Source organism: Pseudoalteromonas sp. H71 (assembly GCF_001468485.1).
Lineage (GTDB): Bacteria > Pseudomonadota > Gammaproteobacteria > Enterobacterales > Alteromonadaceae > Pseudoalteromonas.
On sequence record NZ_LODI01000047.1, the window covers coordinates 63,744 to 90,204 of the forward strand.

20 protein-coding genes and 1 riboswitch are annotated in these 26,461 nt (G+C 40.8%); of the genes, 15 read left to right on the top strand and 5 right to left on the bottom strand.

The window, feature by feature from the left end; all coding sequences use genetic code 11:
- Positions 1-5 precede the first annotated feature (5 nt).
- From ATS71_RS17450 to dapA, 3 genes are read right to left on the bottom strand one after another with little or no spacing between them, the layout of a single operon-like run.
- Complete coding sequence (locus ATS71_RS17450) at positions 6-1,211, bottom strand: PLP-dependent decarboxylase (RefSeq protein ID WP_058405942.1); 1,206 nt, start codon at positions 1,209-1,211, stop codon at positions 6-8.
- Positions 1,211-1,951, bottom strand: a complete 741-nt coding sequence (locus ATS71_RS17455) for a 2,3,4,5-tetrahydropyridine-2,6-dicarboxylate N-succinyltransferase (RefSeq protein WP_058405943.1) — start codon at positions 1,949-1,951, stop codon at positions 1,211-1,213. Before ATS71_RS17455 ends, ATS71_RS17450 begins: the two co-directional genes overlap by 1 nt.
- A 15-nt stretch (positions 1,952-1,966) precedes the next feature.
- On the bottom strand, positions 1,967-2,851 hold the full coding sequence (gene dapA / locus ATS71_RS17460) for a 4-hydroxy-tetrahydrodipicolinate synthase (RefSeq protein WP_058405944.1): 885 nt from the start codon (positions 2,849-2,851) through the stop codon (positions 1,967-1,969).
- Positions 2,852-2,979: 128 nt separating this feature from the next.
- Positions 2,980-3,176, bottom strand: a riboswitch (Lysine riboswitch).
- 191 nt (positions 3,177-3,367) lie between these two features.
- Between dapA and ATS71_RS17465 the strand changes: the two genes are divergently transcribed.
- The 6 genes from ATS71_RS17465 to ATS71_RS17490 all read left to right on the top strand — a co-directional run bounded on the left by ATS71_RS17465 (position 3,368) and on the right by ATS71_RS17490 (position 11,884).
- Positions 3,368-4,072, top strand: coding sequence for a DNA-3-methyladenine glycosylase I (locus ATS71_RS17465; RefSeq protein ID WP_058405945.1), 705 nt, complete (start codon positions 3,368-3,370; stop codon positions 4,070-4,072).
- 2 nt (positions 4,073-4,074) lie between these two features.
- Positions 4,075-5,484 (top strand): protein adenylyltransferase SelO, encoded by a 1,410-nt coding sequence (locus ATS71_RS17470; protein WP_058405946.1) that lies wholly within the window; start codon positions 4,075-4,077, stop codon positions 5,482-5,484.
- A 391-nt stretch (positions 5,485-5,875) separates the two neighbouring features.
- Positions 5,876-6,931: an OmpA family protein gene (locus tag ATS71_RS17475; protein WP_058405947.1), complete on the top strand. Its 1,056-nt coding sequence runs from the start codon at positions 5,876-5,878 to the stop codon at positions 6,929-6,931.
- 277 nt (positions 6,932-7,208) lie between these two features.
- A complete protein-coding gene (acnB, locus tag ATS71_RS17480; RefSeq protein WP_058405994.1) occupies positions 7,209-9,806 on the top strand; it encodes a bifunctional aconitate hydratase 2/2-methylisocitrate dehydratase in 2,598 nt (865 codons plus the stop codon).
- 200 nt (positions 9,807-10,006) lie between these two features.
- Entirely contained in the window at positions 10,007-10,639 is a 633-nt protein-coding gene (locus tag ATS71_RS17485; protein WP_058405948.1) for a 2OG-Fe dioxygenase family protein, read from the top strand.
- Positions 10,640-10,648: 9 nt separating this feature from the next.
- The gene (locus tag ATS71_RS17490) at positions 10,649-11,884 is read left to right on the top strand and encodes a cysteine desulfurase-like protein (protein WP_058405949.1); all 1,236 of its coding nucleotides are present in this window, start codon (positions 10,649-10,651) and stop codon (positions 11,882-11,884) included.
- 60 nt (positions 11,885-11,944) lie between these two features.
- On the opposite strand, the gene ATS71_RS17495 is transcribed toward ATS71_RS17490, so the two are convergent.
- Complete coding sequence (locus ATS71_RS17495; protein ID WP_058405950.1) at positions 11,945-12,649, bottom strand: 2OG-Fe(II) oxygenase; 705 nt, start codon at positions 12,647-12,649, stop codon at positions 11,945-11,947.
- A 33-nt stretch (positions 12,650-12,682) separates the two neighbouring features.
- Between ATS71_RS17495 and ATS71_RS17500 the strand changes: the two genes are divergently transcribed.
- The 7 genes from ATS71_RS17500 to ATS71_RS17530 all read left to right on the top strand — a co-directional run bounded on the left by ATS71_RS17500 (position 12,683) and on the right by ATS71_RS17530 (position 23,631).
- Positions 12,683-13,072, top strand: a complete 390-nt coding sequence (locus ATS71_RS17500) for an acyl-CoA thioesterase (protein ID WP_058405951.1) — start codon at positions 12,683-12,685, stop codon at positions 13,070-13,072.
- A 245-nt stretch (positions 13,073-13,317) separates the two neighbouring features.
- Positions 13,318-14,283, top strand: coding sequence for an aldose epimerase family protein (locus tag ATS71_RS17505; RefSeq protein WP_058405952.1), 966 nt, complete (start codon positions 13,318-13,320; stop codon positions 14,281-14,283).
- Positions 14,284-14,496: 213 nt separating this feature from the next.
- The gene (locus ATS71_RS17510) at positions 14,497-17,277 is read left to right on the top strand and encodes a TonB-dependent receptor (protein WP_152995693.1); all 2,781 of its coding nucleotides are present in this window, start codon (positions 14,497-14,499) and stop codon (positions 17,275-17,277) included.
- A 79-nt stretch (positions 17,278-17,356) separates the two neighbouring features.
- Entirely contained in the window at positions 17,357-18,898 is a 1,542-nt protein-coding gene (locus ATS71_RS17515; RefSeq protein ID WP_058405953.1) for a tryptophan halogenase family protein, read from the top strand.
- Between the two features lie 22 nt (positions 18,899-18,920).
- Positions 18,921-19,670, top strand: coding sequence for a SapC family protein (locus ATS71_RS17520; RefSeq protein ID WP_058405954.1), 750 nt, complete (start codon positions 18,921-18,923; stop codon positions 19,668-19,670).
- Positions 19,671-19,672: 2 nt separating this feature from the next.
- Positions 19,673-21,136: an SLC5 family protein gene (locus ATS71_RS17525; protein ID WP_058405955.1), complete on the top strand. Its 1,464-nt coding sequence runs from the start codon at positions 19,673-19,675 to the stop codon at positions 21,134-21,136.
- A gap of 353 nt (positions 21,137-21,489) precedes the next feature.
- On the top strand, positions 21,490-23,631 hold the full coding sequence (locus tag ATS71_RS17530) for an alpha-galactosidase (RefSeq protein WP_058405956.1): 2,142 nt from the start codon (positions 21,490-21,492) through the stop codon (positions 23,629-23,631).
- A 210-nt stretch (positions 23,632-23,841) separates the two neighbouring features.
- Here the strand turns inward: ATS71_RS17530 and ATS71_RS17535 are convergent, their stop codons facing one another.
- Positions 23,842-24,543, bottom strand: a complete 702-nt coding sequence (locus ATS71_RS17535; protein WP_058405957.1) for a FadR/GntR family transcriptional regulator — start codon at positions 24,541-24,543, stop codon at positions 23,842-23,844.
- Positions 24,544-24,740: 197 nt separating this feature from the next.
- Between ATS71_RS17535 and ATS71_RS17540 the strand changes: the two genes are divergently transcribed.
- On the top strand, positions 24,741-25,499 hold the full coding sequence (locus ATS71_RS17540; RefSeq protein ID WP_058405958.1) for an SDR family NAD(P)-dependent oxidoreductase: 759 nt from the start codon (positions 24,741-24,743) through the stop codon (positions 25,497-25,499).
- Between the two features lie 3 nt (positions 25,500-25,502).
- Positions 25,503-26,447: a 2-dehydro-3-deoxygalactonokinase gene (locus ATS71_RS17545; RefSeq protein WP_058405959.1), complete on the top strand. Its 945-nt coding sequence runs from the start codon at positions 25,503-25,505 to the stop codon at positions 26,445-26,447.
- Positions 26,448-26,461 lie beyond the last annotated feature (14 nt).

Consider the following 26,461-nt stretch of genomic DNA (forward strand, 5'->3'; position numbering starts at 1 on the left):
GTTTATTACCTTAAATAGTGGCTGGCATCTTCTGCTTGGCGTACACAGGTGAGCTCACCATTGTGTAACACATATTCTGCTGCCAGCTCATGGCATAAAAAATACGGCATGCTTTCGGTAAAACCATAGGCGCCACATTGGCTAAATACCAGCCAGTCTTGCTCGTTTAAATCGCTTGGTAAGTTATGCTCGCCTAAGCAATCAAGGGCCGTACATAACGGCCCATATAAGCTCATTGCTTGTTCTGGCGCTGTTGATTCGCGCAGTAACGCCGCAGGAAAATCTTGGCTTGTAACAGCAGGGCGCAATAAGTGGTTAATACCACCGGTTAAAATAACTTGCTGTTGGCCGTAGTTTTGTTTGCACTCAACGACGGGGTTAGCGTAATGACCGCATTCGCCTACAGCGTAACGGCCAAGCTCCATCCATAGCTCGTCTACACCCGCATCTTTTTTAATTTTTGCCAGCGCGGTGATTAATCCATCCCACTCAAGTGTTGCATCGTTTGGTGTGTAAGGAATACCTAAACCGCCGCCTAAGTCTAAAACTTTAAGGTTTATATTTAAGTTATTAGCCAAGGTGGTAAGCGGTGCAATCATTTGCGACCACAGCTCGCTTAGCTTTTGCGTGCTAAGCATGTTACCCCACTGAAATATATGTAGGCCATCAAAGCTAAGGGCTGGGTAATCGGCGGTATTTAGTGCTTGCCATTCATCGCAGCCAAGCCCAAACGGAGTTAGGCTGTCGCCGCCTAGAGGATTTTTTTCACCTTCAGGCCAGCGTAGTTGCACACGTAATAAAACTTGCAGCTGCGTATTTTGCAGCTGCGCTTGTTGGTTTAACCAACGCACTTGATTGAGGCTTTCGGCAACAAATATGCGCACACCGCGATCAATAAAGTGTTTAATTTGTTTAGGGCTCTTTGCAGGCCCTGTGTTGAGCACGCGCTGCGAACTAATACCTTGTGCAAGGACTTGTTCAAGTTCACCTTTACTTGCAACGTCAAAGTTAAAGCCTGCGCTATCTAAGCTTTGAATAATCTTAGAAAGCGGGTTCGCTTTTACTGCATACCAAAGTTTTACATCGGTTTGCGCAACTAAACGCGCAAGGTGTGCGTTTAGTTTATCTAAGTCGTAAACAAAAAAAGGGGTATCAAGTTGCTGTGTAAGCGTATTAACAGAGGTTTTGATTGGCGTGCTCAAAAAGCTCATTATCGTAAAACCTCTTCTAGCAATAATGATGCATCGCTTTGTTCGTCACGGTATTTAACAATTAACGCACACGACATGCTCAAGCCTTGCTCACGTGCCCATTCGTTTGACGCCGGGCGAGAGCCAGGTATTACAATTGCGTATTCTGGGATTGGTTCGCCTTTATCAAGCTGACGCTCATTAACGCAGTCGTATACCGGAATGGTTGCAGATAAGCGTACGCCTGGCGCTAGTACTGCCCCTTTTTTAACAACTACGCCTTCAACAATGACACAACCTGCGCCAATAAAGGCATCGTCTTCAACTACTACAGGGCTTGCACCAATTGGCTCAAGTACACCGCCAAGTTGCACAGCTGCGCTCAAATGTACGTTTTTACCTACTTGTGCACACGAGCCTACTAATGCGTGGCTATCAACCATAGTGCCTTCGTCGATGTATGCGCCAATGTTTACGTACGCTGGTGGCATAATAATAGTGCCTTTAGCTACGTATGCACCACGGCGAACGCTTGAACCACCAGGTACCATACGCACGCCGTTGTCAGTACTAAACTCTTGCGGTGCAAGGTTGTGTTTATCTACAAAACCACCTGCAAACTCAGTGTTAGTGCCATTTTTAAAGGCTTCTAAAATGCCTTGTTTTACTTCTACGTTAGCTTCCCATTGGCCGCTTTCGTTTTGTGATGCTGCGCGTACTGCGCCCGATTCTAAATTATTTAGTAGTTCTAACCAGCTCATTATAAAAACCTGTATTTAATGCCAAGATAAAATGGTGTCGTTTGCAGTAGTAATGCAATCGGTTTGCGTTAACTCAAGATGCGTTAAAGGTGGGCGTAGCAACGAGCTACTTAAGCGGCCTTGTTGGTGCATTAACACTTTAACGGGAATAGGGTTTGCTACAGCAAAAAGGCTATTAATAGCGCGAGTCCACTGAGCAAATAAATTGGGGTGTTGGCCACTTAGGCTGCGTTTTACAAACTCATGCGTTTGTGTTGGCCACGCGTTTGCTGCAACCGATACTAAGCCTTTTGCGCCAGCTTGCGCGAAATAGGGCATAAGTGCATCGTCGCCACTGTATAGCGCTAAATTAGGTGCGGCTTGTCGGTATGCTTCAAATTGGGTGATGTTGCCACTGGCTTCTTTTAACGCCCAGAGCTTTGGATGCGCCTGTAAATTTTCGATGGTTTGCACCGGAATACTTACACCGCTTCTACCTGGTACGTTGTACAACATACACGGGTGCGCGCTTTCGTTTAATAAGCTTTCGTACCAATGAGTTTGACCTACAGCCCCTGGTTTTGCATAAAGGGGCGAGCCTAGTAAGTAACTGTGAATAGGTAACTGATTGCAATAGTTAACCCACTCTTTCTGTTGGGCTAAATTGCTACCGCCTACAGCAACCATAAGCGGTACACTGGGCTTTAGTTGGCACACGTGCTCAACAATGGCTTGTTGCTCTTTAAGTGTCAGCGCTAAGCCTTCACCTGTACTACCAAGGAGTAAAATACCGTTGTGTGCCGCTTCTTGTTCACTAACGAGAGTTGAGAGTGTGTCGTAGTCAACATTACCTTGTTGATCAAACGGCGTTACAAGCGCTGTCCACAGTGCGTAGTCGTCTAAATTGAAGTTGTTGATCATCTCTTACGAACCTATAAGGTGTTCGAGATATTAAAGGGGCTTTATGATGTGAGCCGCATTAACGTCGTTCGAACAGTATTCGAAGAGCGAATGGGCTTAAAATAATAGGGCGCACGGCCTTATTATTTAAGACCAGAAGCTCTCCACCAAACTAATAAGCTGCTAAAAAACAGCTCTTGGTGACAGTCGCTAGGATTCAACCTAGTCGCCCGAAGTAATTGCTTCGCAAAAGCGTTTACCTCTCGGCGGTATTCCCCTGGCGTATGCTCACTGGAGTTTGCGCTCCTAACATACGCTACCTGAATAACGCACCTCTTCTAGCCCTTTGTATTTTGTTTAACCGCAAAAGAGTTAGCAAAATACAATTTAAATAGGGTAATTGCGGCGATTAAAACATTTTAGCCGTCTAGGTGTCAAGCTGCTAAATATAGATTAGCTCATCGAAAATAGCGGTGGTTACGTATTGGCTGCTTTTCTCGTACACTAACCCTATGAGCAGCGAGGTATTTAATAAGTATGGAAAAATTTAGTGATATTTATAAGCGAGCGTTGGAGCGAAAGGGCTCTGAAAAAATGCTTAAGTTATTACTCGCAAAACCTTTATCTAAAAAAGCGTTAAGTACGTTAAGTGACGACGATTGGCTTGAAGAATTTACCCGAAAAGTTTTTCAAAGTGGCTTTTATTGGTCGGTAATAAATAGTAAATGGCCGGGCTTTAGAGAGGTTTTTTGGGAGTTCAGCGTTGATAAGTTATTAATGATGCCGCCCGATATGCTAGAGCAAAAAGCAACGGATGAACGCATTATTCGTAATTATAAAAAAGTGAAAACGATTCCTGAAAATGCTTACATGATCCACGAAATAGCACAGGAGCATGGCAGCTTTAGTAAGTTTATTGCCCAGTGGCCAACAGATAATATTATTGGTTTATGGGCGCATTTAAAAAAACACGGTGCTCGGTTGGGCGGCAATACAGGCCCCTATGCTTTAAGAGCGCTTGGTAAAGATACATTTTTACTTTCGCGCGATGTAGAAAGTTACTTAAGAGCGCATAAAATAATTGATGGCGGGCTGCAAACTAAAAAATCACTCACTGCTGCGCAGGCATTTTTTAATGAAATGCAAAAGCAAAGTGGTTTAAGCATGCAAGAGCTAAGTTTAATTGTGGCCTACGGTGTGGGTGACAATCGCGTAGGTATAAGCCAACAAGCTGAGGATTAATTATGAAACTAGTGCCGAGATACACAGACATAGCAGATAACTTCGCGATAGAGGATCAACCCTCAAGCGTTGCTGCACCGCAATTGCTGCTGTGGAACGCATCGTTAGCTAAGCAGTTTAATATAGAAATTGAGCCGCAGCTGCGTGCAAGTACCTTTGCAGGCAATGAGCCACAGCAAATAAAGACGGTAGCGCTTGGCTATTCTGGGCATCAATTTGGACACTTTTCGCCTCGCTTAGGTGACGGGCGTGCGCATTTGCTTGGCGCTATTAATGACGATAAAAACCAGCTATGGGATATTCAATTAAAAGGCTCAGGCGCTACCCCGTATTCTAGAGGTGGCGATGGAAAATGTGCACTAGGCCCTGCTATTCGTGAATACGTAATGAGTGAAGCTATGCACGCATTAGGTATTCCAACCACTCGCTGTTTAGCTGTTGTAGGCACAGGCGAAAGCGTTTACCGCAACCCGCCTCAGCCTGGTGCTGTTGTTACTCGCTTAGCAAGTAGCCATATTCGGGTAGGCTCGTTTCAATATTTGGCAACACAAGGTGATATTGAAGGTTTAAAAAAGCTAGCGGATTTAGCTATTGGACGTCATTACCCTGAAATAAAGAGTGAAGGCCCAGAACGGTATCTAGCTTTTTTAGAATCAGTGACTAATAATCAGGTAAGCTTAATAATTAATTGGATGCGCGTAGGATTTATCCATGGTGTTATGAACACCGACAACACGCTAGTCAGCGGTGAAACCATAGATTATGGCCCGTGTGCGATGATGGATAATTTTGACTTTGACACCGTATTTAGCTCTATTGACAAACAAGGGCGCTACGCTTTTGGTAACCAGCCAAATATGGCGAGTTGGAATTGTGCTCGTTTAGCTGAAAGCCTTATCCCATTAATTAGCGATGATGAAGAAAAAGCAGTGTCATTACTGACTCCCGTCATACATCGCTTTTCAGAACAATTTAATACTCAATTTACAGTAATGTGGAGCAAAAAATTAGGCCTGGTTGATGCAAACGAGGGCGACAAAGAGCTTGTTTCTGAGCTTCTAACATTATTGCAAACACATCATCTTGATTACACCAATACTTTTGATGCATTGACGGAGTTTGTGAATGGCAACGCAACTTTTCCTGAAGAACTAACTGAGTGGGCGAATAAGTGGCAAAGCCGAATAAGTAACGATAGCTACAAAATCATGCGAGCAGCCAACCCACGTATCATTCCGCGAAATCATATAATTGAAACAATATTAGCTGAATATAATGAGCTTGGTTCAAGTAAGCTGATGAGTCGTTTTATCAAAGTGGCTAATAATCCGTACTTATTCAGCGATGATATGACCGAATTTCAAAAGGTGCCTTTAAATGATACTAACTACAAAACCTTTTGTGGTACTTAAGTGTTGTAAAAATAGATAAGTTAATGATTATAAATAACGATATTTTAGAACAGAGATGTTCATTGATTGAGCAAAGCAAATTCTGGTGTTACTATCTAAATGTATAAAGATAAGTTAGTTTCATTGTGAGCAAGAACAATTAATTGAGTTGTCTTTGTGTCTTCTGCAGATTATCGATTTATATAATCAACTAGTTGGTTTCTAGCTAGGTAAAGTTTTAAATTTCACCTAAACTGATTTGTTGGATATCGTTATATCGCATTGAAAAAAATTATAAACTTTATTTTTCGTTAAGTATTGATTAACAAAAGTTGAGTTAGTCTGTATAAAACTTAGTGAGCTAGTACTTAATTAGCCACAATTTATTAGTTGTTAAAATGGGAAGAAAACAATGAAATTAAAATCACTAACTATTGCAATTGCGTTAGCTGCAACTAGCGTATCTTCATTTGCTGCTGACAAGCAAGAAGGTTTCTATATTGGCGCATTTGGCGACTACTACGATGCGTCTTGGGAAAATATGAGCGCACAGGCTGGTCTTGACGTAAATGAGTCGACTGGTTTTGGTCTTGAAGCGGGTTACCGTTTCAGTGATTTTTGGAGTGCTCGTTTAGAGTATGCAGATCTTGATTTTAATGCATTCGACAAAGCTGCTGGTAACCGTAACAATATCGATGGAAGCCGTTTTGGTATTGATGCGCTTTACCATTTAGATGGCGGTCCTTTCTACGGTTTAGTTGGTATTAAATCAATGGACGTGGTTGAAGACAACATGTTCTTAAACGCAGGTGTTGGTTACAGACATTTCATTACAGATAACTTATTTGCTAACGTTGAAACTGCTGTATACCAAGGTATTGATAAAGGTTACACAGATGTTGGCGCTAAATTAGGTATTAACTATTTCTTTGGTCAAAACACTATGCCTGCTGAGCCAGTGCAGCCTGCGCCAGAAGTTGTTGAAGTGCAAGTAGCACCTGTTGATAGCGATAACGACAACATTCTAGATGTTGACGATAAGTGTGCTAATACACCAATGACAGACGCTGTTGATGGTACTGGTTGTACTTTATACGAAGATAAAGAAGTAACTGTAAGTTTATTAGTGACTTTCCCTAATAACAATTCAGCTGTATCACAACGTTACTTAGATGACATCGACCAAGTTGCATCTTTCTTAAAAGATTACCCAGATACAACAGTGCTTTTAGAAGGTCATACTTCAGCAGTAGGCAAAGCATCTTACAACAAGTGGTTATCAAAAAAACGCGCTGACGCTGTAGCTAAGCAGTTAATGGACGATGGTATTGCGTCTGACCGTATCACTACGGTAGGTTTAGGTGAAGAGCGTCTTAAAAATGAGGCTAACACAGCAGCTGCACACGCAGAAAACCGCCGTGTTGAAGCGCACATCAAAACAATCAAAACGGTAAAAGTTTTACGTTAATAGATTATTTGATGATAGAAACCCAGCTTATGCTGGGTTTTTTTATGGTTGCCATTTAAATCGTAATGATTATTACTTAATAAGTATTCATGGAAATAGAATTTACCGCAACCACTATTCATGTTATTTATAGCCGGTATAATCAGTTGTGTAACTGGATGGATTTTCATCTATCTATAAAAGCTTTATAATTACGCGTTAGAATACTATAAGTATTGGGTAACAAGTGCGCATGAAGCGCTACCGAATACTTTCACGTCACCAAGAGGGCAATATTGTGCTACAAGAATATCGTAAACACGTAGAAGAACGTGCCGCGTTAGGTATCGTACCAGCGCCATTAGATGCTCAGCAAACTGCTGATCTTATTGAATTAATAAAAAATCCACCGGCAGGTGAAGAAGAATTCATTTTAGATTTATTAATTAATCGTGTACCACCAGGTGTGGATGATGCTGCATATATCAAAGCAGGCTTTTTAGCCGCTGTTGCTAAAGGTGAAGCGAGTACTTCTCTTATTTCTAAAGAAAAAGCAGCTGAATTATTAGGAACAATGTTAGGCGGATACAACATCGCGCCAATGATTGACCTACTTGATGACGAGTCATTAGCGCCAATCGTAGTAAAAGGCCTTTCAAATACGCTACTTATGTTTGATGCTTTCTACGACGTAGAAGAAAAAGCTAAAGCGGGTAATGCGTTTGCTAAGCAAATTATCGAATCTTGGGCTGCAGCTGAATGGTTTACAAATAAGCCAGCAGTCGCTGAAAAAATCTCTGTTACTGTATTTAAAGTAACGGGTGAAACTAACACCGATGACTTATCACCAGCGCCAGATGCATGGTCACGCCCTGATATCCCACTTCATGCTTTGGCGATGCTAAAAAATGAGCGTGATGGAATAAACCCAGACAAAGCGGGTGAAGTAGGTCCGATCGTTCAGCTTGAAGAATTAAAAACTAAAGGTTTACCACTTGCTTACGTAGGTGATGTTGTAGGTACGGGTTCTTCTCGTAAGTCTGCGACTAACTCTGTGCTTTGGTTTATGGGTGATGATATCCCATTTGTACCAAACAAACGTGTTGGTGGTGTATGTTTAGGTAACAAAATTGCACCTATCTTCTTTAACACAATGGAAGATTCTGGCGCGTTACCAATCGAATTAAATGTTGACGGGTTCAACATGGGTGACCAAATCGACATCTACCCATACGAAGGTGTTGTTAAGCGCCACGGTACTGATGACGTTATCTCTACTTTTGAACTTAAATCAGACGTAATTCTTGATGAAGTTCGTGCTGGTGGTCGTATTCCACTTATCATTGGTCGTGGTTTAACAGACAAAGCACGTACATCTCTAGGTTTAGGTGCTACTGACGTATTTAAAGTACCAGCAGTGACAGAAGAGTCAGACAAAGGCTTTACACTAGCGCAAAAAATGGTTGGTAAAGCATGTAACGTTGCCGGTATTCGCCCAGGCCAATACTGTGAGCCTAAAATGACCACTGTAGGTTCGCAAGATACTACAGGTCCTATGACACGTGATGAACTTAAAGACTTAGCATGTTTAGGTTTCTCTGCAGATTTAACAATGCAGTCATTCTGTCATACTTCTGCTTACCCTAAACCAATTGACGTAAACACTCACCATACGCTTCCTGATTTCATCATGAACCGTGGCGGTGTTTCACTTCGCCCAGGTGATGGTGTAATTCACTCTTGGTTAAACCGTATGTTATTACCAGATACTGTAGGTACTGGTGGTGACTCACATACGCGTTTCCCACTAGGTATTTCGTTCCCAGCGGGTTCAGGTGCAGTTGCATTCGCAGCAGCAACTGGTGTTATGCCACTTGACATGCCTGAGTCTATTTTGGTTCGTTTTAAAGGTGAAATGCAGCCAGGTATCACGTTACGTGACCTTGTACATGCAATCCCTTACTACGGTATCAAAGAAGGCCTATTAACGGTTGAGAAGAAAGGTAAAATCAACGAATTCTCTGGTCGCGTACTAGAAATTGAAGGTGTTGAGCACTTAACTGTTGAGCAAGCATTTGAGTTATCAGATGCATCAGCAGAACGTTCAGCTGCAGGTTGCACTGTTAAGCTTTCTAAAGAGTCTATCAGCGAATACCTTGAGTCTAACATTGTTATGCTTAAGTGGATGATTTCTGAAGGTTACGGTGATGTTCGTACAATCGAGCGTCGTATTACTGCAATGCAAGATTGGTTGGCTAACCCAGAGCTTATGGAAGCTGATGCGGATGCTGAATACAAGCACGTACTTGAAATTGACCTAGCAGAGATTAAAGAGCCAGTACTTTGTGCGCCAAATGACCCAGATGATGCGCGTTTACTATCTGACGTTACAGGCGAGAAAATCGATGAAGTATTTATCGGTTCTTGTATGACTAATATTGGTCACTTCCGTGCCGCAGGTAAATTATTAGATGGCTTTACTGGTCGTATTCCAACACAGCTTTGGGTTGCTCCACCAACGAAGATGGATAAAGACCAACTAACTGACGAAGGTTACTACGGTATCTTTGGTCGTGTTGGTGCACGTATCGAAACGCCAGGTTGTTCGCTATGTATGGGTAACCAAGCACGCGTTGCAGATAAAGCAACGGTTGTTTCTACCTCAACACGTAACTTCCCTAACCGTTTAGGTACGGGCGCAAACGTATTCTTAGCATCAGCAGAGCTTGCTGCAGTGGCGGCAATTTTAGGTAAATTACCTACCCCAGCTGAGTACCAAGAATATGCAGCGAAAATCAATGCAACGGCAGCAGATACTTACCGTTACTTGAACTTCCACCGTATGCCTCAGTACACTAAAAAAGCAGACAACGTAATTATTCAGCAAGCTGTTTAATTTATAGAGTTTGAATAAAAAAACCCGCTTCGGCGGGTTTTTTATTGTTTAAATGTAATTTAGATTATTCATGCTTTAATAATAATATATTGAATTAAATTTAAGTATTATTCGCTTTTAAGTTAGATAATAAAGCAATAATTCCTCGCTACATGCATTAAAATCCCTCCTAATACTCTCATTATTTTAGGCGAGATTTCATGACTGCATTAAACAACCAGAATTTACTGCAACTTCGTTTTATTAACCAAGCAAATATTGATTTGGTTAAGCCTTCTTTTGACAACCTACCTGCAAATCCCTATGCAGATGGTGAATTTCGTAAGCGTCGTTATTCAGTAATTAAATTTCAAAATGGTGAGCTAAAATTACAAGCTGCCAAAGCATTTGTTCAAGACGATTCAATTAATACGTTTCAAGGTAACGTTGAGCGTACTTACGAAAATTTAGAGCAAAGCTTACTTGAATCAGATGGCATGAAAAGTATTGTTAGCGAATTTTGCGCTATTACAGGTATTGATGAAGAGCGTGATATTGAAATACATCAATTTAGAATGCTTGCCATTGATAGCGATACACCAGCAGCGCCAGAAGGCGTTCACCAAGATGGCTTTGACCACGTCTGCGTATGCGGTGTTTCGCACGAAAACCTCGAAGGTGGCGAGTTACTTGTATATGAAAACAAACAAGCTGAACCATGTTTTAAAATGGAAATTAAAGACGGTATGTTTGCACTAATAAACGATCGTCAAGTGTGGCACAACGCGACGCCAATGAATAAAGTCGATGCCAGCAAGCCAGGTTATCTGGATTGTTTTGTACTTACCTCTTAAGGAATGGGCATGAACATAGCGCAATTACGTGAGCAGTTTCCGGCATTAATACAAACCGTTGATGGTAAATCGCCGATATTTTTAGACGGACCAGGTGGATCTCAAGTGCCACAGCCTGTACTAAATGCAATGTCTGCTTATTTAGGGTACTACAACTCAAACCTAGGTGGTGCGTTTTTTTCAAGTGATAAAACCGTTGAGTTAATGGCAAATGCTCGCCAAGCTGCAGCAGATTTACTCAATGCGCCAAGTGCTCAAAATATAGTGTTTGGCCCTAACATGACCAGCCTGACCTTTAGTTTTAGCCGTGCTATTTCGCGAAATTGGCAGGCAAGTGATGAGATCATTGTTACTAACGCCGATCACTTTTCAAATGTATCGTCATGGCAGCAAGCCGCAGAAGATAAAGGCGTTAAGGTTAATACTGCCTTGATTAATGAAGCCGATTGCAGCCTAGATATGACGCAGTTTGAAAGCTTATTAAACAGCAAGACTAAGTTGGTGGCTGTTACCTATGCCTCAAATACCACAGGCTCAATTAACGATATTAAACGTATTATAGAGCTTGCTCATGCTGTAGGCGCTCTTGTGTATGTTGATGCTGTGCATTATGCGCCGCATGAGCTTATTGACGTACAGGCACTTGATTGTGACTTTTTAGCGTGCTCGGCATATAAGTTTTTTGGCCCGCACTTAGGTATGGTTTTTGGTAAAACTGAGTACTTAGAAGGTTTTACACCTTACAAAGTCGAACCCGCTAAAGATGTAGCGCCGGGACGCTGGGAAACCGGTACCCAAAGCTTTGAAGCAATGGCAGGGTTTGTTGCTGCTGTTGATTACATTGCTGCAATAAGCGAGCTTGATGATGGCCATACGCGCCGCGAAAAGCTAAGCGTGGCGTTTGCTAAAACCAAACAGCATGAGATGGCGCTTAGTGAGCATTTTTTAACGCGTTTGGTTAATTACCCTCGTATAAAATTGTACGGTATTGATGACTTTGATCGCTTAAACGAACGTACCCCTACGTTTGCTTTAACGTTTGAAGGGCTTGAGCCTCGCGCCGTTTCAGAGTTTTTAGGCAAACAGCATATATGTGTGTGGGATGGACATTTTTACGCGCAAGGTTTGTGTAAGCAATTAAACGTGCTTGATAAAGGCGGCGTAGTACGTATTGGTTGTATGCATTACAACACAGTCGAAGAGCTTGATAAGCTGTTTGATATGTTTGACGAGCTACTTGGTTAAAGAGTTCGTCTATTAAATATATAAAAAGCCATAAGTGTTACTTATGGCTTTTTTATTGGTTTAGCTTTTAGGTGCACCATATATTTGCTCTGCACGGTTAAATAGCACCCAAGAGGTTAAAATATACTTATCGTTTGATACTGGCTTATTGCCTCTATGTGTATGCGTAAAGTAACCAGGCGCTATCACCATGGTGCCTTTTTTAGGGGCTATTTTACGGTTTTGATAGTAAAACTCTGTTTCCCCGCCTTCTTCTACATCGTTTAAGTAAAACATAAATAAAAGTACACGATGCAGTGCTTCATTGTGTTGTAACTGCGGGTAAACCTCACTATGCCAATACGGGTACCCCCCTTTATTGACCTCGTATTTCTGCGCTTGAATGTTGCCTAATCTAAATATTTGCTGCACAAGGACAGGGAGCTGTGGTTTGCCTACTTCTTCAAAGTTCTCTTGAGTTAAATCAATGACCTCCCCCGTTTTTGGATGATAAACCTTTAAGCCAAAGGCGCCAATCATCATAAAAATATGTTCTTCAATATACTTAAAAACATGCTGTGCAGTCGTTTGTTGTATGTGTTTTAATTGCTCTGCATATTCGGGGTGACTATTTAGGTGCAGGTCGTGGCTGTCTTTTTTCTTTAAATCAACACCGCCTGATGTAACCCCTTGTTTTACATGCGGGCTTTGCGTGAACGTATTAATAAAATTTTCACAAAAATCATCGCTCAATGCGTTTTCATAAACGCGAATAAAGTCCGTCATGGTTTACCTTTGTATAATTATTTTTGGATTAATATGTTTACTGAAAAAGTGATACCGCGCTTTAGCGAAACAGATGCACTCGGACACATCAACAATACCGTACTACCCGTGTGGTTTGAAGCCGCACGCGTACCTATTTTTAAATTTTTTACGCCAGACTTAAACCCACATGATTGGAAGCTAGTTATTGCCAAAATAGAGGTGTCGTTTGTAGGGGAGTTATTTTATGGCCACGAGATCACGATTAAAACCTCTGTAGAACACATAGGCACTAGCTCTTTTGTACTTAAGCAAGAGGCATTTCAGCATGATAAATGTTGCGCGATTGGCAAGGTCGTTATGGTCAGGTATGACTTTGCTAAAAAAGCTAAGCACGCATTGAGCACTGAAGAAAAAGCAGCACTTGAGCAGCATATGGCTTAATTTACAAACCGATATTGCGGGGTTACGCACATTTCAACTTAGCTCATTATAAATAATTGAGTGCCAATGACTAAAAGGTAGTCAGTATTAACGTTAAATAAATAACGCAATTGTAAATTTTATTAAAAAATTTAACGTTTTTTAATTGAGTTACCGATTTGAGTTATATATTATTTATAGTATATATAGCTGCCTTATCTAACTAATATAGTTATTTAGGTAACTTTTGGGGAATGTGCGTGACGATGACAACCATTGATGAACCAATGCAGGTTATACAGCTTAGTGACGCTAAGCATTTAACTGCCGAAATATTGCCATTTGGCGCAATAATCAAAAGCATTAAATTTAAAAACCAAGAAATGACGCTCAGCGTCGACGATCCGCACTATTATCTTCAAAACCCGTTTTATTTAGGTGCAACAGTGGGCCGGTATGCAAACCGCATTGCAGAAGGGCGTTTTACTTTAGCCGGAACAGATTACCAACTCGATAAAAATAATGGTCCAAATAGTCTGCATGGTGGTGTGAAGGGCTTTAATAAAGTGCAGTGGCAAGTGATTCAGCAAACTGATAGTGAAGTTGAACTTTATTATTGCTCAGAGGATGGCGAGCAGGGATTTCCGGGCCAATTAAAAGTATGGCAAACCATCACTGCAGAAAATGGGCGACTTTCACTTAAGTTTAAAGCAACTTGTAACAAAGAAACTCTCGTTAACTTTACCAACCATTGTTATTTTAATCTTGAGGGCAGCGACACCATTGCCAATCATTTACTGCAGGTAAATGCAACCCACTACTTACCCATTAACGAGCACAGCATTCCATTAGGTGAACCTGCTCCCGTTGCAAATAGCTGCTTTGATTTTATTAAGCCAAAATTAGTAAAAGATGCATTGTCGCAAAGTGATACACAATTAGGTGCGGCCAATGGGTTAGATCACTGCTATGTATTCGAAAATGATAACCGTCTTCATATAATGGCTACATTAATGTCACAGCAAAGCGGCATTAGTTTAACGCTCTTAAGTACTCAGCCGGGTATGCAATTATACACAGCTAATTTTGTTAGTGACCCTTTCAAGCCACGCCAAGCACTGTGTCTTGAAGCGCAAAATTGGCCTGATGCGCCAAATCGCGAAAATTATCCAAAAGCTAATTTATTTCCTGATGAAGAATACAGTCAGGTTATTATTTATGCATTTTCGTAATTAAACTCAACACTTTAATGTTGGTTTTAATGTTAAAAAAAAGAAAACAGAAAGAAAATCCATAGTAACAAAATGATGCCTAATATTAAGGAAAAGGTTGCACTTTTTCTTGTTTTAAAGTATTTATAATATAAATAGTATTTGAGATAGTTTTGAAACTATTCAACCAACACAACGACAAAATAACTACACACAATCAGGAGTTTTTAAAAAATGATAATTAACAATAATTTATCGTTCAACAAGAAAACCGCGCTCAGTTTAGCCATCGCTGGTGTACTGGCAAGCGGGCATGTTGCAGCTCAAGGGCCTGAAGAGACTACAGCAGAAAAAGATATCGAAGTCATTGAAGTTCGTGGCTTAATAAGTAGCCTTAAGCGTTCTTTTTCTGATAAGAAAGAAGCGCTCATCGTTTCTGATGGTATTTCGGCGGAAGATCTTGGTAAATTTCCTGATCAAAACGTAGCAGAGTCACTACAACGTATTACGGGTGTTGCTATTGACCGTAGCGGTGGTGAAGGTCAGCTTATATCAGTGCGTGGTTTTGGCCCTCAGTTTAACTTGGTTACTGTTAATGGCCGTCAAATGGCGTCGGAAAGAGCTGGCCGTGAGTTTAGCTTCGACACACTTGCTTCAGAGCTAATTTCAGGTGCAGATATCTACAAAACATCAAATGCTGCTAATCAAGAAGGTGGTATTGGTTCATACATTAATTTAAATACAGCTAAACCTTTTGACTTGGACGGTTTCAAAGCTGTGGGTAATGTAAAAGCAACTTACGACAGCTTATCTGAAAGCACAACCCCTGCATTTTCAGGTCTCATAAGTGACACTTTTATGGAAGATAAATTAGGCGTACTAGCCTCTTTATCAGTACAAAAGCGTGATGCACAAATTAACCAAGCTGATACACGTGGCTTTTACCGTGTCGATCGTATCCAAACAAATGACTTTGATGCTGCTGCAGGTACAGGTAAAGAAGCATTTAATGTATGGGTACCACGTAATTTAGATTTAACTTCAAACGTTGAAGACCGCACGCGCACAAGTGGTACACTGGTATTTCAATACGCTGCTAGCGATGATCTAACTTTAACGTTTGACGGTATTTATTCAAAATTTGAAGTTGAGTCTCAAGTAAGTAACTATGCAAACTGGTTTACTCCAGGTAACTTCCGTGATTTTCAGGTAGATCCATCAACAGAAACAGTGACTTATTGGTCACACAATGCGTTTGACGATCCAAATGGTGGGGGCTCAGGTGCAACTGACTTTGTTCAACAAGGTTTAGACCGCAACGTTAAAATTCAATCTTTTGGCTTTAATGCTGATTGGAAACTAACAGATCAATTAAAAGTAGATATCGATATTTCTACGTCTAAAGCTGAAGATTTAAGTGGCGATCAAAGCCGAGTTTTCACCGTAATGGGTTACGCAAACGGTTATACATATGACTTCACTGGTGGTGGTGATTTACCGGGTTTATCTTCTGATGGAATTAACGGCCCATTCACTCAAGCAGACTCAAGTAAACTTCGTGCGCACTACGTAGAGCGTGGAGGTGATGAGCGTACTGATGAAATCACAGAAATGCGTGCAGATTTCACTTACACACCAAATAGCGAAACGTTTACTCAGTTACGCTACGGTGTATACACACAAGATAGAACAAAAGAAGCTAAAGTATTTCAATCGCCAAGTTTACCAAATTGTTTCTACTGTGGTTATGGTCTAGATGTTCCAGATGACTTAGCATATCTAGTTACACCAAATGGTTGGTTTAATGGTATTCCATCTTCATTCTTTGGTTACAATGTAGATGATTACTTATCGTACTTAGAATCTGATGCAGCTATTTCTGGTCAGTCAGCCAACCGCGGTGATGATGCAGATGCAAATATTGCAGCGTTTGCAGCGTTAAATGGTTATACCCCGGTTGAGTTAGGTACAAGTTTTGAAATAGAAGAAGAAATATTTTCGGCTTACGCTGACTTTGTATTCCAAGGTGATTTAGGTGATATACCATGGACTGTAAATGTTGGTGTTCGCTACAGTGAAACTACAACTACAGCATCGGGTAATCAGGCTACATTAGTTGATATTGCTCAAAATCCACTAGACGGTACAATCCTTGACCAGGTTTACATTGAAGATGCAAACGGTCAACGAGCTTCTGTTCCAATTACGCTTAAAAACTCTTACACAAATTTACTTCCTAGCTTAAACGCTAAGTTTGAAGTTGAAGATGACATGTTGTTACGTTTTGCTTACTCAGAAACGATTACTCGACCAACATTAGAAGCAATGCGTCCAGTGACAAATATAGGTACAACTCGCCCAGATATTTTACTAGCAAGCGGTGGTAACCCTAACTTGACTCCATTCCTATCAACAAACTGGGATATGTCATACGAGTGGTACTACGATGATGCAAGCGCCGTATCTTTTGGTATTTTCAGCAAAGACGTTGAAGGCTTTATTACAGTAACACCGGCTACAGAGTCTTTCTCTTTAGCAAGTGGAAGCTATGATTTTGAAGTAAGTCGTCCACGTAATGGTGCTACTGCACAAGTTGAAGGTCTAGAAATGGCTTGGACTCATACGTTTGAAAATGGTTTTGGTTTCCAAGCAAATGCAACTATTGTTAATAGTGACAGTGAAGATGGCTTTCAGTTAGAAGGATTAGGTGATTCACAAAACTTAATTGGTTTCTATGAAAAAGACGGCTTCCAAGCCCGTATTGCTTACAATAATCGTGAATCATTTTTACAAACTCTTCGTAACGGTGACACTGGTGAGCCTGAGTATGTAGATACTTATGGTCAGTGGGATATCAGCGCCAGCTATGACATAAACGACAATCTTACAGTTATACTTGAGGGTATTAATATTACTGATGAGTACACGTCTAAACACGGTAGCTTAGCAAGTCACTTTACTGAACAAGTTCGTTCAGGTTCTCGCTATGCACTAGGTATTCGAGGCTCGTTCTAGTCAGGTTATGATGAAAGTTTAAAGGGGGGTTACCCCCCTTTTTTCTTGATGTTTAACATGCAATGAAAAGGTAAACGTTTTGTCTGGTGTTATTAATCGAATTATTGTCTTGGGTGGTGGTACAGCAGGGTGGATAACTGCAGGCATTCTTGCAAAGAAACACGCTCGCAATCTTTCCAACCAAGGTATTAAAGTTACCCTAATTGAATCGCCTGAAATTTCAGTAGTTGGCGTTGGCGAGGGTACATGGCCAACAATGCGTAAAACATTAGCACAGTTGGGAGTTTCAGAAACGCAATTTATGCGTGAATGTGGGGCTACTTTCAAACAAGCTAGTAAATTTGTAAACTGGGTAAATGCAAAAGGTGATGTCTATTATCACCCGTTTACAGAGCCACAAGGGTTTAATAAAGTTGATCCAGCACCTTACTGGCAGTCTGTAGTTGAACCTACTTGTTCATTTTCTGAAGCCGTCAGCTTTCAGCAATATTTATGTGAACAGGGTTTAGCCCCGAAAACTATTGCGAACAAAGAGTACGAAGTGATAGCTAACTATGGCTACCATTTAGATGCGGCAAAGTTTATCACTTTATTACGAAAGCACTGTATTAGTGAACTTGGTGTTGAGCACATTAGCGATACCGTTGAGCGTATTGAGCAAGCTTCATGTGGTGATATCACTTGTTTACAGACCAAAGAACATGGCGCACAACTAGCTGATTTATTTGTAGATTGCTCAGGCATGCGAAGCTTGTTGCTTGGTGAAACTCTAAAAGTTCCGTTTGTTCCTTGCGATGATGTTTTTTTAGCTGATACGGCCATAGCCACCCAAGTTCCTTATATCAATGAACATGATCCTATTGCTTGTCATACTATTTCAACAGCTCAAGAGGCAGGTTGGATATGGGATATTGGCTTACAAGAACGCCGTGGTGTTGGTTATGTGTATTCGAGTAAACATTGTTCAGAAGAACAAGCTCGCAAAACACTTGCGAATTACGTTGGTTTGGAAGAGGTAAAAACAGCGAAAAAAATAAATTTCAAACCAGGGCACCGAAAAATTTTCTGGAAGAATAATTGTGTTGCTGTTGGCTTAGCTTCAGGGTTTTTAGAACCACTAGAGGCATCAGCGCTTATGCTTATTGAAGCGTCTGCAAATTATATCGCGGATCAACTGCCTGCAAATAAAGAGTTAATGCCTATTACTGCAAAACGTTTTAATGCGATCATGTTGAAAAAGTGGCGCGGTGTAATTGATTTTCTTAAGTTGCATTATGCTTTGAGTGAGCGTACTGAGCCGTTTTGGCTTGAGCATCGCGATACACAGAGTATTCCTAACTCTTTGCAAGAGTTATTGTCTATTTGGCGTTATAGCTCCCCAAGCGAGTATGACTTTACTGATAATGTAGAAGCATTTAGTGCTGCTAGCTATCAGTACATCTTATATGGTGTCGGGTTTAAGTCTGACTTTAGTCAAATGGAACATATTTATAATCAAGGTGAGTTAGCAAAAAAACAGCTACAGATGACAAAAATACGTATAGATCAGCTGAAATATAATTTGCCCACTCACAGAGATCTTATTAATAAAGTAAATTCATTGGGTTTTGCAAAACTGTAATTCCCTTTGATGAGAGATAAACATGTCTAACTATGTACTACTTGATCCTGTAAAACATCAGGATATAAAAATAAAACCACATAGCAATTTCGGCTTTTCAAAAAATCAGCACCACGCATCATTAGTTGTTCATGAGTTTGGCGCAGCTGCGAGTAGCTTTCCTGTTGTTTATATGAAAGAGCCAACTCAAGGGCAATTTCGCGCTGTCGGATTGCTTGGTTTAGTCGCTGGCCATAATGTGTTCTTCACAGAACAAGAGTGGCTAGCAGTTCATGTTCCTTCAGCGTTTTTAAGAGCCCCTTTTGAGTTAGGGCCAGATCCAGAAAAAGATAAAACACTCACTATTTACATAAATGAACAAAGCGATTATGTGAATAATTCACAGGGCGAAGCTTTATTTCAAAATGGCGAACCGAGCCAATTTTTGCATCAAGTGCAAGATAAAATGAGTGAGTACTATCAGCAGGAACAGGTTTCACATGAATTTACCCAAAAGTTACTCTCTTTGAGCTTACTTAAAGAAATAGAATTGGTTATTAATTTTAGTGATGGAAAGAAAACACGAGTAAAAGGCATCTACACAATCGACGAAGAAGCCCTAAGAAAACTGCCAGACACTGATATTGTTGAGCTTAATAAACAAAATTACTTATTACCTATCCATGCAATGTTATCGTCGCTAGTTCAAGTTAACCGCTTAATTAAACACCATAACCATTGCTCAGAAAATACGATATTAGGTGTGCAAATGCGCGCTAATGCAGGAGAGTAAAAATGTCTGATAGTATGATCCAAGTGTTAGTTTTTGCTATTGTAACGGGCCTAATTGGTTTATTTACATACTTAAAATGCCGCAATCAGGGGCGTAGTGAGCAAACTCAAAATAAAGAATATTTTTTAGCAGGAGGCGGTTTAACTTGGATATTTGTTGCAGGCTCAATCACGCTTACTAATTTAAGTACAGACCAGTTAGTTGGCATGAATGGGAACCAAATGGCTTTGTTAGTTTGGTGGGAGCTTGCGGCGATTATAGGTCTAATATTATTGGCTAAAGTGTTTATTCCTGTTTATTACAAATATAACTGTACAACAACGACTGAATTATTAGAAAAGCGCTATAATAACAAGCATATCCGTGCCGTTATTGGTAGTTTGTTTTTTACAGGAAATGCACTCATTTACATGCCTGCGGTTATTTACTCGGGTTCGCTATTTATGCAAACCATGTTTAAAGTTGATATTCCACTCATGTACATCGCGACCGCATTCGCTATTGTAGGTGCCATTTATGCCTTTTTTGGTGGTCTGCGCGCTGTTGCGGTGTCGGATACTTACAACGGGTTACTGGTGCTCGGTATGGCAATACTTGTAGTGTTCTTAGCGCTTAACGCCATCGATTATGACTTTAGCGGTATCCCACAAGAGCGCTTAACTTTAATTGGCGGGCCTGATTCGCCTATCCCTTGGCCAACGCTGCTGACTGGTATGATATTCATTCAGATGTTTTACTGGGGAACTAATCAAACGATTACCCAGCGCGCTATGGCAGCACCCAATGTCAAAGAAGCGCAAAAAGGGATATTTGCGGCAGCAGGCATTCGCCTTTTGATTGTTCCGGCAATTGTAGTATTACCTGGTATTATTTCCTACAAGTTGTATGGCGACATTGGTGATGCCGCATACGGCCGTATTGTAGGTGATGTTATGCCTACATGGTTAACGGGTGTGTTTGCGGCAGCAATGGCCGCCGCAGTGCTTTCAACTTATAACAGTTTACTAAACTCATCTACGGCATTATATGTGTGTGATATTCACGAAGCATATTTTAATAAAGAACCAAGTGTAGTAAAGCTAAGTGGTTATGTAACATTATTATTAACTAGTTTGACGCTGGTGCTTGTGCCTATTTACCAGCAAGCAGACAGTATTATTAACTTACTACAGCAGCTAAACGGCTTACTAAGTATGCCTATATTTTCAATTTTTGTGGTTGGCTTGTTGTTTAAAAATGTGGATGCGCGAGCAGGTATTGCCGCAGTAATTTTAGGTGTTGTGATGTACGGAATGCTGACATTTGAAAGCTCACCGCTTCACACTACTATTCACTACATTCACTTAATGCCGGTAACGTTGTTTGTGTGTGTCGCATTTGCATTAACTGTGAATAAAGTTGTGTTTGGATTAAACGCTCAATGGGCTGGTAAATCTTCAGCAATTGACAACACAGTAAAACAATAAACAACTCAGCAATAAGTAACTAACGTAGACATAATCGGCCAAAGTTAAGCTTTGGCCGGTTTTTATTTTAAAATATTTAATTACCGCATAGAAAACCTAAACTCTTGTCCAAAGGTTTATTATTTCAAATTCAGATAAGTGAATCAGTATGAGTTATAAATTTTATAGCTCGTGGTTTCATCTTTATTTTCGAGATTAAAACTGTTAAAACTTAATTTATATGATATATACTACTATATGAGACTACTGTCTGATAGCTTATGCCTAAAAACTCTGAGGCCTAGCTACGCATATCACAAACATTACCTCGGTATATTAATAACTCACACAATGAAGAAGAGGATAGGAAAATCATGGCCAACACTAAATCATTTTATCGATTAGACAGTGTAAACAGCACCGTTATTTTCAACTGCCAAAGCAAAACACCTGCGTTACTGTATTTTGGTAAACGTCTATCTGCGCAAACAACTGAGTTAATGCTTACTCAACTTGCTACCCGTCAAGAAGTAAAATGTGCCGTAGTTGAAGAAGCGCCTATTTCTCTTTCTCCTCTGTTAGGTGAGGGCTTTACTGGTGCACCGGGTCTTGAGCTTATAAACGATTCTATTGCTTGGTCTGTAGGGCCAAAGCTAAAAGAGGTTCGTCAGCCATCATCAGCAACGCTTGAGTTTGTAAGCGTAGATGAGCTTCGTGGTATTGAAGTCGTTCATAGTATTACGCTTGATAACAACACTAATGTTTTAAGTGCACATACCGTGTTAACTAATTTAGGTGACTCACCACTAAGCGTAAGTTTTTGTGCAGCGCCAACGTTTCAATTACCAGATAGCGTCAGCAAAATAGTCAGTTTTGAAGGGCGCTGGTCAAACGAATTTCAACGTCAATCTGTTGATTTAGTATTAGGCAGCTTTGTTCGTGAAAACCGCAAAGGCAAAACATCACATGATGTATTCCCAGGTTTGATAGTACATAACGAAAATGCCGGTGAGCAGCATGGCGAATGTTACGGTTTTCATTTAGGGTGGAGTGGTAACAATAAACTACGAGCAGAGCTCCTACCTGAAGGGCGACGTTATGTGCAAATGGGCGAGTTATTATTACCTGGCGAGCTTACCCTTGCTAAAGGTCAAACGTATCAAAGCCCGAGTATTTATGGATCGTTTTCAAGCGATGGCTTTAGTGCGCTTTCACGCAATTTCCACCGCTTTGTTAAAGCTAATTTACTTAGCCAAGCACAACGCGAAAAAACACGCCCAGTACACTACAACACATGGGAAGGCATTTACTTTGATCACGATGTAGACACACTTTGTCAGCTAGCCGACAAAGTAGCTCCTTTAGGTATCGAACGCTTTGTACTGGATGATGGTTGGTTTAAAGGCCGCCGTGGTGATTATGCCGGCTTAGGTGATTGGACGGTAGATTACGAAATTTATCCAGATGGCTTATCGCCAGTTATCGATCATGTAAACAGCTTAGGTATGGAGTTTGGTATTTGGTTTGAACCAGAAATGGTAAACCCAGATAGTGATTTATATCGTGCTCATCCTGATTGGGTATTAGGCTCAGAAAATAACGAGCAACTAAGCTTCAGAAACCAGCTTGTGCTTGATTTAACGCGCAAAGAGGTAGTTGAATACTTATACAAAGCTATTGACGATATTTTGGTTGAATACCCAACTATTAAATACATTAAGTGGGATATGAACCGCGATATTAACCATGCGGGTAACTTTGATGGAAAACCAGCAGTGCATCAACAAACACTGGCACTGTATCGTTTAATTGATCGTATTAAAGCAGCGCACCCAGGCCTTGAAATAGAAAGCTGTTCATCAGGTGGTGCACGTGTAGATTACGGTGTGCTAGCACATACAGACCGTGTATGGACGTCGGATTCTAACGATGCGCTTGACCGCCTTGAAATTCAACGTGGTTGTTCATTCTTCTTCCCATCGTCGGTTATGGGGGCACACGTAGGACCGCGTGATTGTCATATCACTGGTCGTAATGTAAGTATTGAAATGCGTGCTGCGGTATCCATGTTTGGCCACATGGGAATCGAAATGGATCCACGTGAACTCACCGATCACGAATACTGTGCACTTAAAGCGGCTATTGCACTGCACAAAGAGCACCGTGACTTTATTCATGGCGCCGATTTATACCGCCTAGATAGCGACGATTTATCAATTAACTTTGGTTTAATCGACGAGCAAAAATCAAAAGCGTTATTTGCGTATAACAGTGTTCGCGAAACACCACGTACCGCGCCTAATAAGCTTCGTTTTGTTGGTTTGGATGCAGATACACAGTACACACTTAATTTAGTGTGGCCTGTTCAATTTGAAGAATACCGTCCTTCGTCTATTGCAGCCGTGAACGGGCAAACCTTCACGGGTGAAGCGTTGATGGAATTTGGCCTACAAATGCCAATTTCATTCCCGCAAACATCACTTATTTTTGAGCTAACTAATACCAATTTGCAATAATACTTAATCATTTTTAGGGGCTAAAAGTGTTGCTATTTGCGTTAAAAAATTCTCATTTAGAACAACTAAACAGCGAATTTTTTGCCTAGCTATCAACACGTTTATCTATCCCCAAAATAGATCACTTAATTAAGCGGATTGGTATAAAAATATAATAAGCAGTAAAAAGGGAGCTCATTAGCTCCCTTTTTTAATGGTGTTTTCTGGTCATCAGTCGAGTTTAGATTCAATGAGTTCTAGCGCTTCTTCTAAAATTGTTTCGACCGCTTTTTTAGCGCGCTCGGGGTTACCCGATTTAATTGTGTCTAAAATATCAGCATGTTTATTTACGTCTGCACCCGGTACACCTTTAATATGATTAGTGTAACGAATACTTACTCTAAGAGCGGTGCTAATAAATTCAGTCAGCTGCACAAAAAAGCGGTTGTTACTTGCTACTAAAATACTGGTGTGGAAAGCTATGTCGGCTTCTAACGGATCGTCTAATCCTTCATCGGCATCGGCCATGCGCGCAAGTGCGTTATCAATTTCTGCAAGCTGCTCTGGTGTGGCACTTACCGCAGCTAATGCGGCTGCTTGTGGCTCCAGTGCAACACGTACTTGGGTAAATTCCTTTAATAACGACAGTGACGGCTTACTGCTTAAAATCCAACGTAGTACATCGGTATCAAACATATTCCAACTGCTTTCTGGTAAAACACGAATACCTTGTTTAGGGCGCGATGAGATAAGCCCCTTCGCCGACAACATTTTAACTGCTTCGCGCGTTGCACTGCGGCTTACGTTGTATTTAATACATAGGTCGGCTTCTGAAGGCAGTCCTTCGCTTACTGGGTAAACGCCCCGCACTATTGCAAACCCTAAATCATGGGTTAATTGGTGAGTTAAATTTTGGCGAGGTTGAGTTTTCATCGTGCGAATTTCCGAGTTCATTATTGCTTAATTATATATCATATATCATATTAATGTACGTAAGGATATGGTATAAACTTTTAAATCGCTAATTATTTTAACACAGCAATAACACCTTGGTTTGGCTCTTTCTCTCTAAGTAACCGTATTTTAAAAGGTTTAAGTTGAACTGAAAACATGCTGTAAGGAAATTTAATTTGAACACTCAAGCTCAATATCACAGCCTTTCTGGCAAGGTTATTTTTATCACTGGGGGTGCGTCAGGCATTGGCAGAGCAATGGTTGAGTCGTTTGTTAAACAGCAGGCCAAAGTGGCATTCATTGATATAGATGATGAAGCCGCGCAAGCGCTTATTAGCGATTTACCCGATGCTAATTTATGGTACAGACAAGTAGATGTCACTGATTCGAATGCTTTGCAACGATCATTGGTCGATGCATGTGCCGCCCTTGGTAGCGTAAATGTACTTATCAATAACGTTGCAAACGATCGTCGTCAAGCCAGTGAAGATGTGACCGTTAAAGATTGGGATCAATGCTTACAGATTAATTTAAATCCTGCTTTTTTTGCTTCTCAAGTTGCTATGTCGTTTATGCAACAAGAAGGTGCTGGCAGTATTATTAATTTTAGTTCTATTAATGCCATTATGGGTCAGCCGCAAATGGCAGGCTATGTAACCGCTAAAGCGGGTTTAATAGGTATGACCAAAGCACTTGCTCGCGATTATGGTGAGTTTGGTATTCGCGTTAATGCCATACTACCGGGCTGGGTTGCAACTGAACGTCAATTAGCAAGCTGGTTCACCGAGGAAGAGCAAGTCAAATGGATGGAAGCCATGGCGCTTAAAAAATTAGTAACGCCAGATGACGTGGCTAATTTAGCGTTATTTTTAGCCGCCGATGAAAGCAGTATGATCACCGGGCAAGGCATAAAAATTGACGGTGGGAGGCTTTAAAGTTTGACTACTTCATCTTTGTTTATAGCCGTTGACTGGGGCACAAGCCATTTACGCGCTTACTTATGTAAAGTAGGTGAGGGCGATGAATTAACTTTAATTGATCAATGTGATGGCCCTGGTGTTGTAAAAGTTAACCAAGACTTTCAACAAACACTCATTAACGCCATTACACCTTGGACAGTGCAACATGGTGTATTACCTATTTATATTGCAGGCCAAATTACATCAACGATTGGTTGGTATGAAACCCCTTATCTAGAGTGCCCAATTAACCCTGAGGGCTTGCTTGATGCTGCTGTCAGTTTTGATTGCGAAGGCCACACGATTAACGCCCTACCTGGTACAAAATGTACGTTGCAAAACTCGCTAATAGACGTAATGCGCGGTGAAGAACTACAAATACTGGGTTTTTTAAAACAAAATGAGCAGTATCAAACAGGTAAAATTTTACTGTGTTTGCCGGGCACACATACCAAGTGGGTGCTAATTAACAATGGTAAAATAATCTGTTTTAAAACCGCCATGACCGGCGAGTTATACGACTTACTGTGCCATCAAAGTGTATTAATTCCTGACGATTGCGCTGAGGGTGAATTTGATTGGCAAGCGTTTGAACAAGGTTGCGATTTAACATTGGGTAGTGATAGCGGAAATTTAGCCCATGGTATTTTTAGTGTGCGAACACGCCAACTGTCTAAAGAACTAACTCCAGTACAAGCAAAAGCGTACTTATCGGGTGTATTAATTGGCAGTGATGTAAGAGCAGCGCGTTATGCAAGTGAATGGCAGCTACTCAGTAATACGCAGGTTGTCGTTATTGGTACATCACAACTCAATAAATGTTTTACTATGGCACTGACAAAAATAGGCGTGCAATGCAGCGAGTTTGATATTAAATCGGCAACGCTTAGTGGGTTTAACTACCTATACCAATCGGCTGAATAGTTAAGAATAAAAGC

Excerpts from the sequence above, each read along its gene's own strand:
- ATS71_RS17470 (WP_058405946.1), top strand. The coding sequence starts at position 4,075 with ATGAAACTAGTGCCGAGATACACAGACATAGCAGATAACTTCGCGATA.
- ATS71_RS17535 (WP_058405957.1), bottom strand. The coding sequence starts at position 24,543 with ATGAAAACTCAACCTCGCCAAAATTTAACTCACCAATTAACCCATGAT.
- ATS71_RS17490 (WP_058405949.1), top strand. The coding sequence starts at position 10,649 with ATGAACATAGCGCAATTACGTGAGCAGTTTCCGGCATTAATACAAACC.
- ATS71_RS17520 (WP_058405954.1), top strand. The coding sequence starts at position 18,921 with ATGTCTAACTATGTACTACTTGATCCTGTAAAACATCAGGATATAAAA.
- ATS71_RS17505 (WP_058405952.1), top strand. The coding sequence starts at position 13,318 with ATGACAACCATTGATGAACCAATGCAGGTTATACAGCTTAGTGACGCT.
- ATS71_RS17450 (WP_058405942.1), bottom strand. The coding sequence starts at position 1,211 with ATGAGCTTTTTGAGCACGCCAATCAAAACCTCTGTTAATACGCTTACA.
- ATS71_RS17455 (WP_058405943.1), bottom strand. The coding sequence starts at position 1,951 with ATGAGCTGGTTAGAACTACTAAATAATTTAGAATCGGGCGCAGTACGC.
- ATS71_RS17500 (WP_058405951.1), top strand. The coding sequence starts at position 12,683 with ATGTTTACTGAAAAAGTGATACCGCGCTTTAGCGAAACAGATGCACTC.
- dapA (WP_058405944.1), bottom strand. The coding sequence starts at position 2,851 with ATGATCAACAACTTCAATTTAGACGACTACGCACTGTGGACAGCGCTT.
- ATS71_RS17510 (WP_152995693.1), top strand. The coding sequence starts at position 14,497 with ATGATAATTAACAATAATTTATCGTTCAACAAGAAAACCGCGCTCAGT.
- ATS71_RS17465 (WP_058405945.1), top strand. The coding sequence starts at position 3,368 with ATGGAAAAATTTAGTGATATTTATAAGCGAGCGTTGGAGCGAAAGGGC.
- ATS71_RS17495 (WP_058405950.1), bottom strand. The coding sequence starts at position 12,649 with ATGACGGACTTTATTCGCGTTTATGAAAACGCATTGAGCGATGATTTT.
- ATS71_RS17530 (WP_058405956.1), top strand. The coding sequence starts at position 21,490 with ATGGCCAACACTAAATCATTTTATCGATTAGACAGTGTAAACAGCACC.
- ATS71_RS17485 (WP_058405948.1), top strand. The coding sequence starts at position 10,007 with ATGACTGCATTAAACAACCAGAATTTACTGCAACTTCGTTTTATTAAC.
- ATS71_RS17475 (WP_058405947.1), top strand. The coding sequence starts at position 5,876 with ATGAAATTAAAATCACTAACTATTGCAATTGCGTTAGCTGCAACTAGC.
- ATS71_RS17525 (WP_058405955.1), top strand. The coding sequence starts at position 19,673 with ATGTCTGATAGTATGATCCAAGTGTTAGTTTTTGCTATTGTAACGGGC.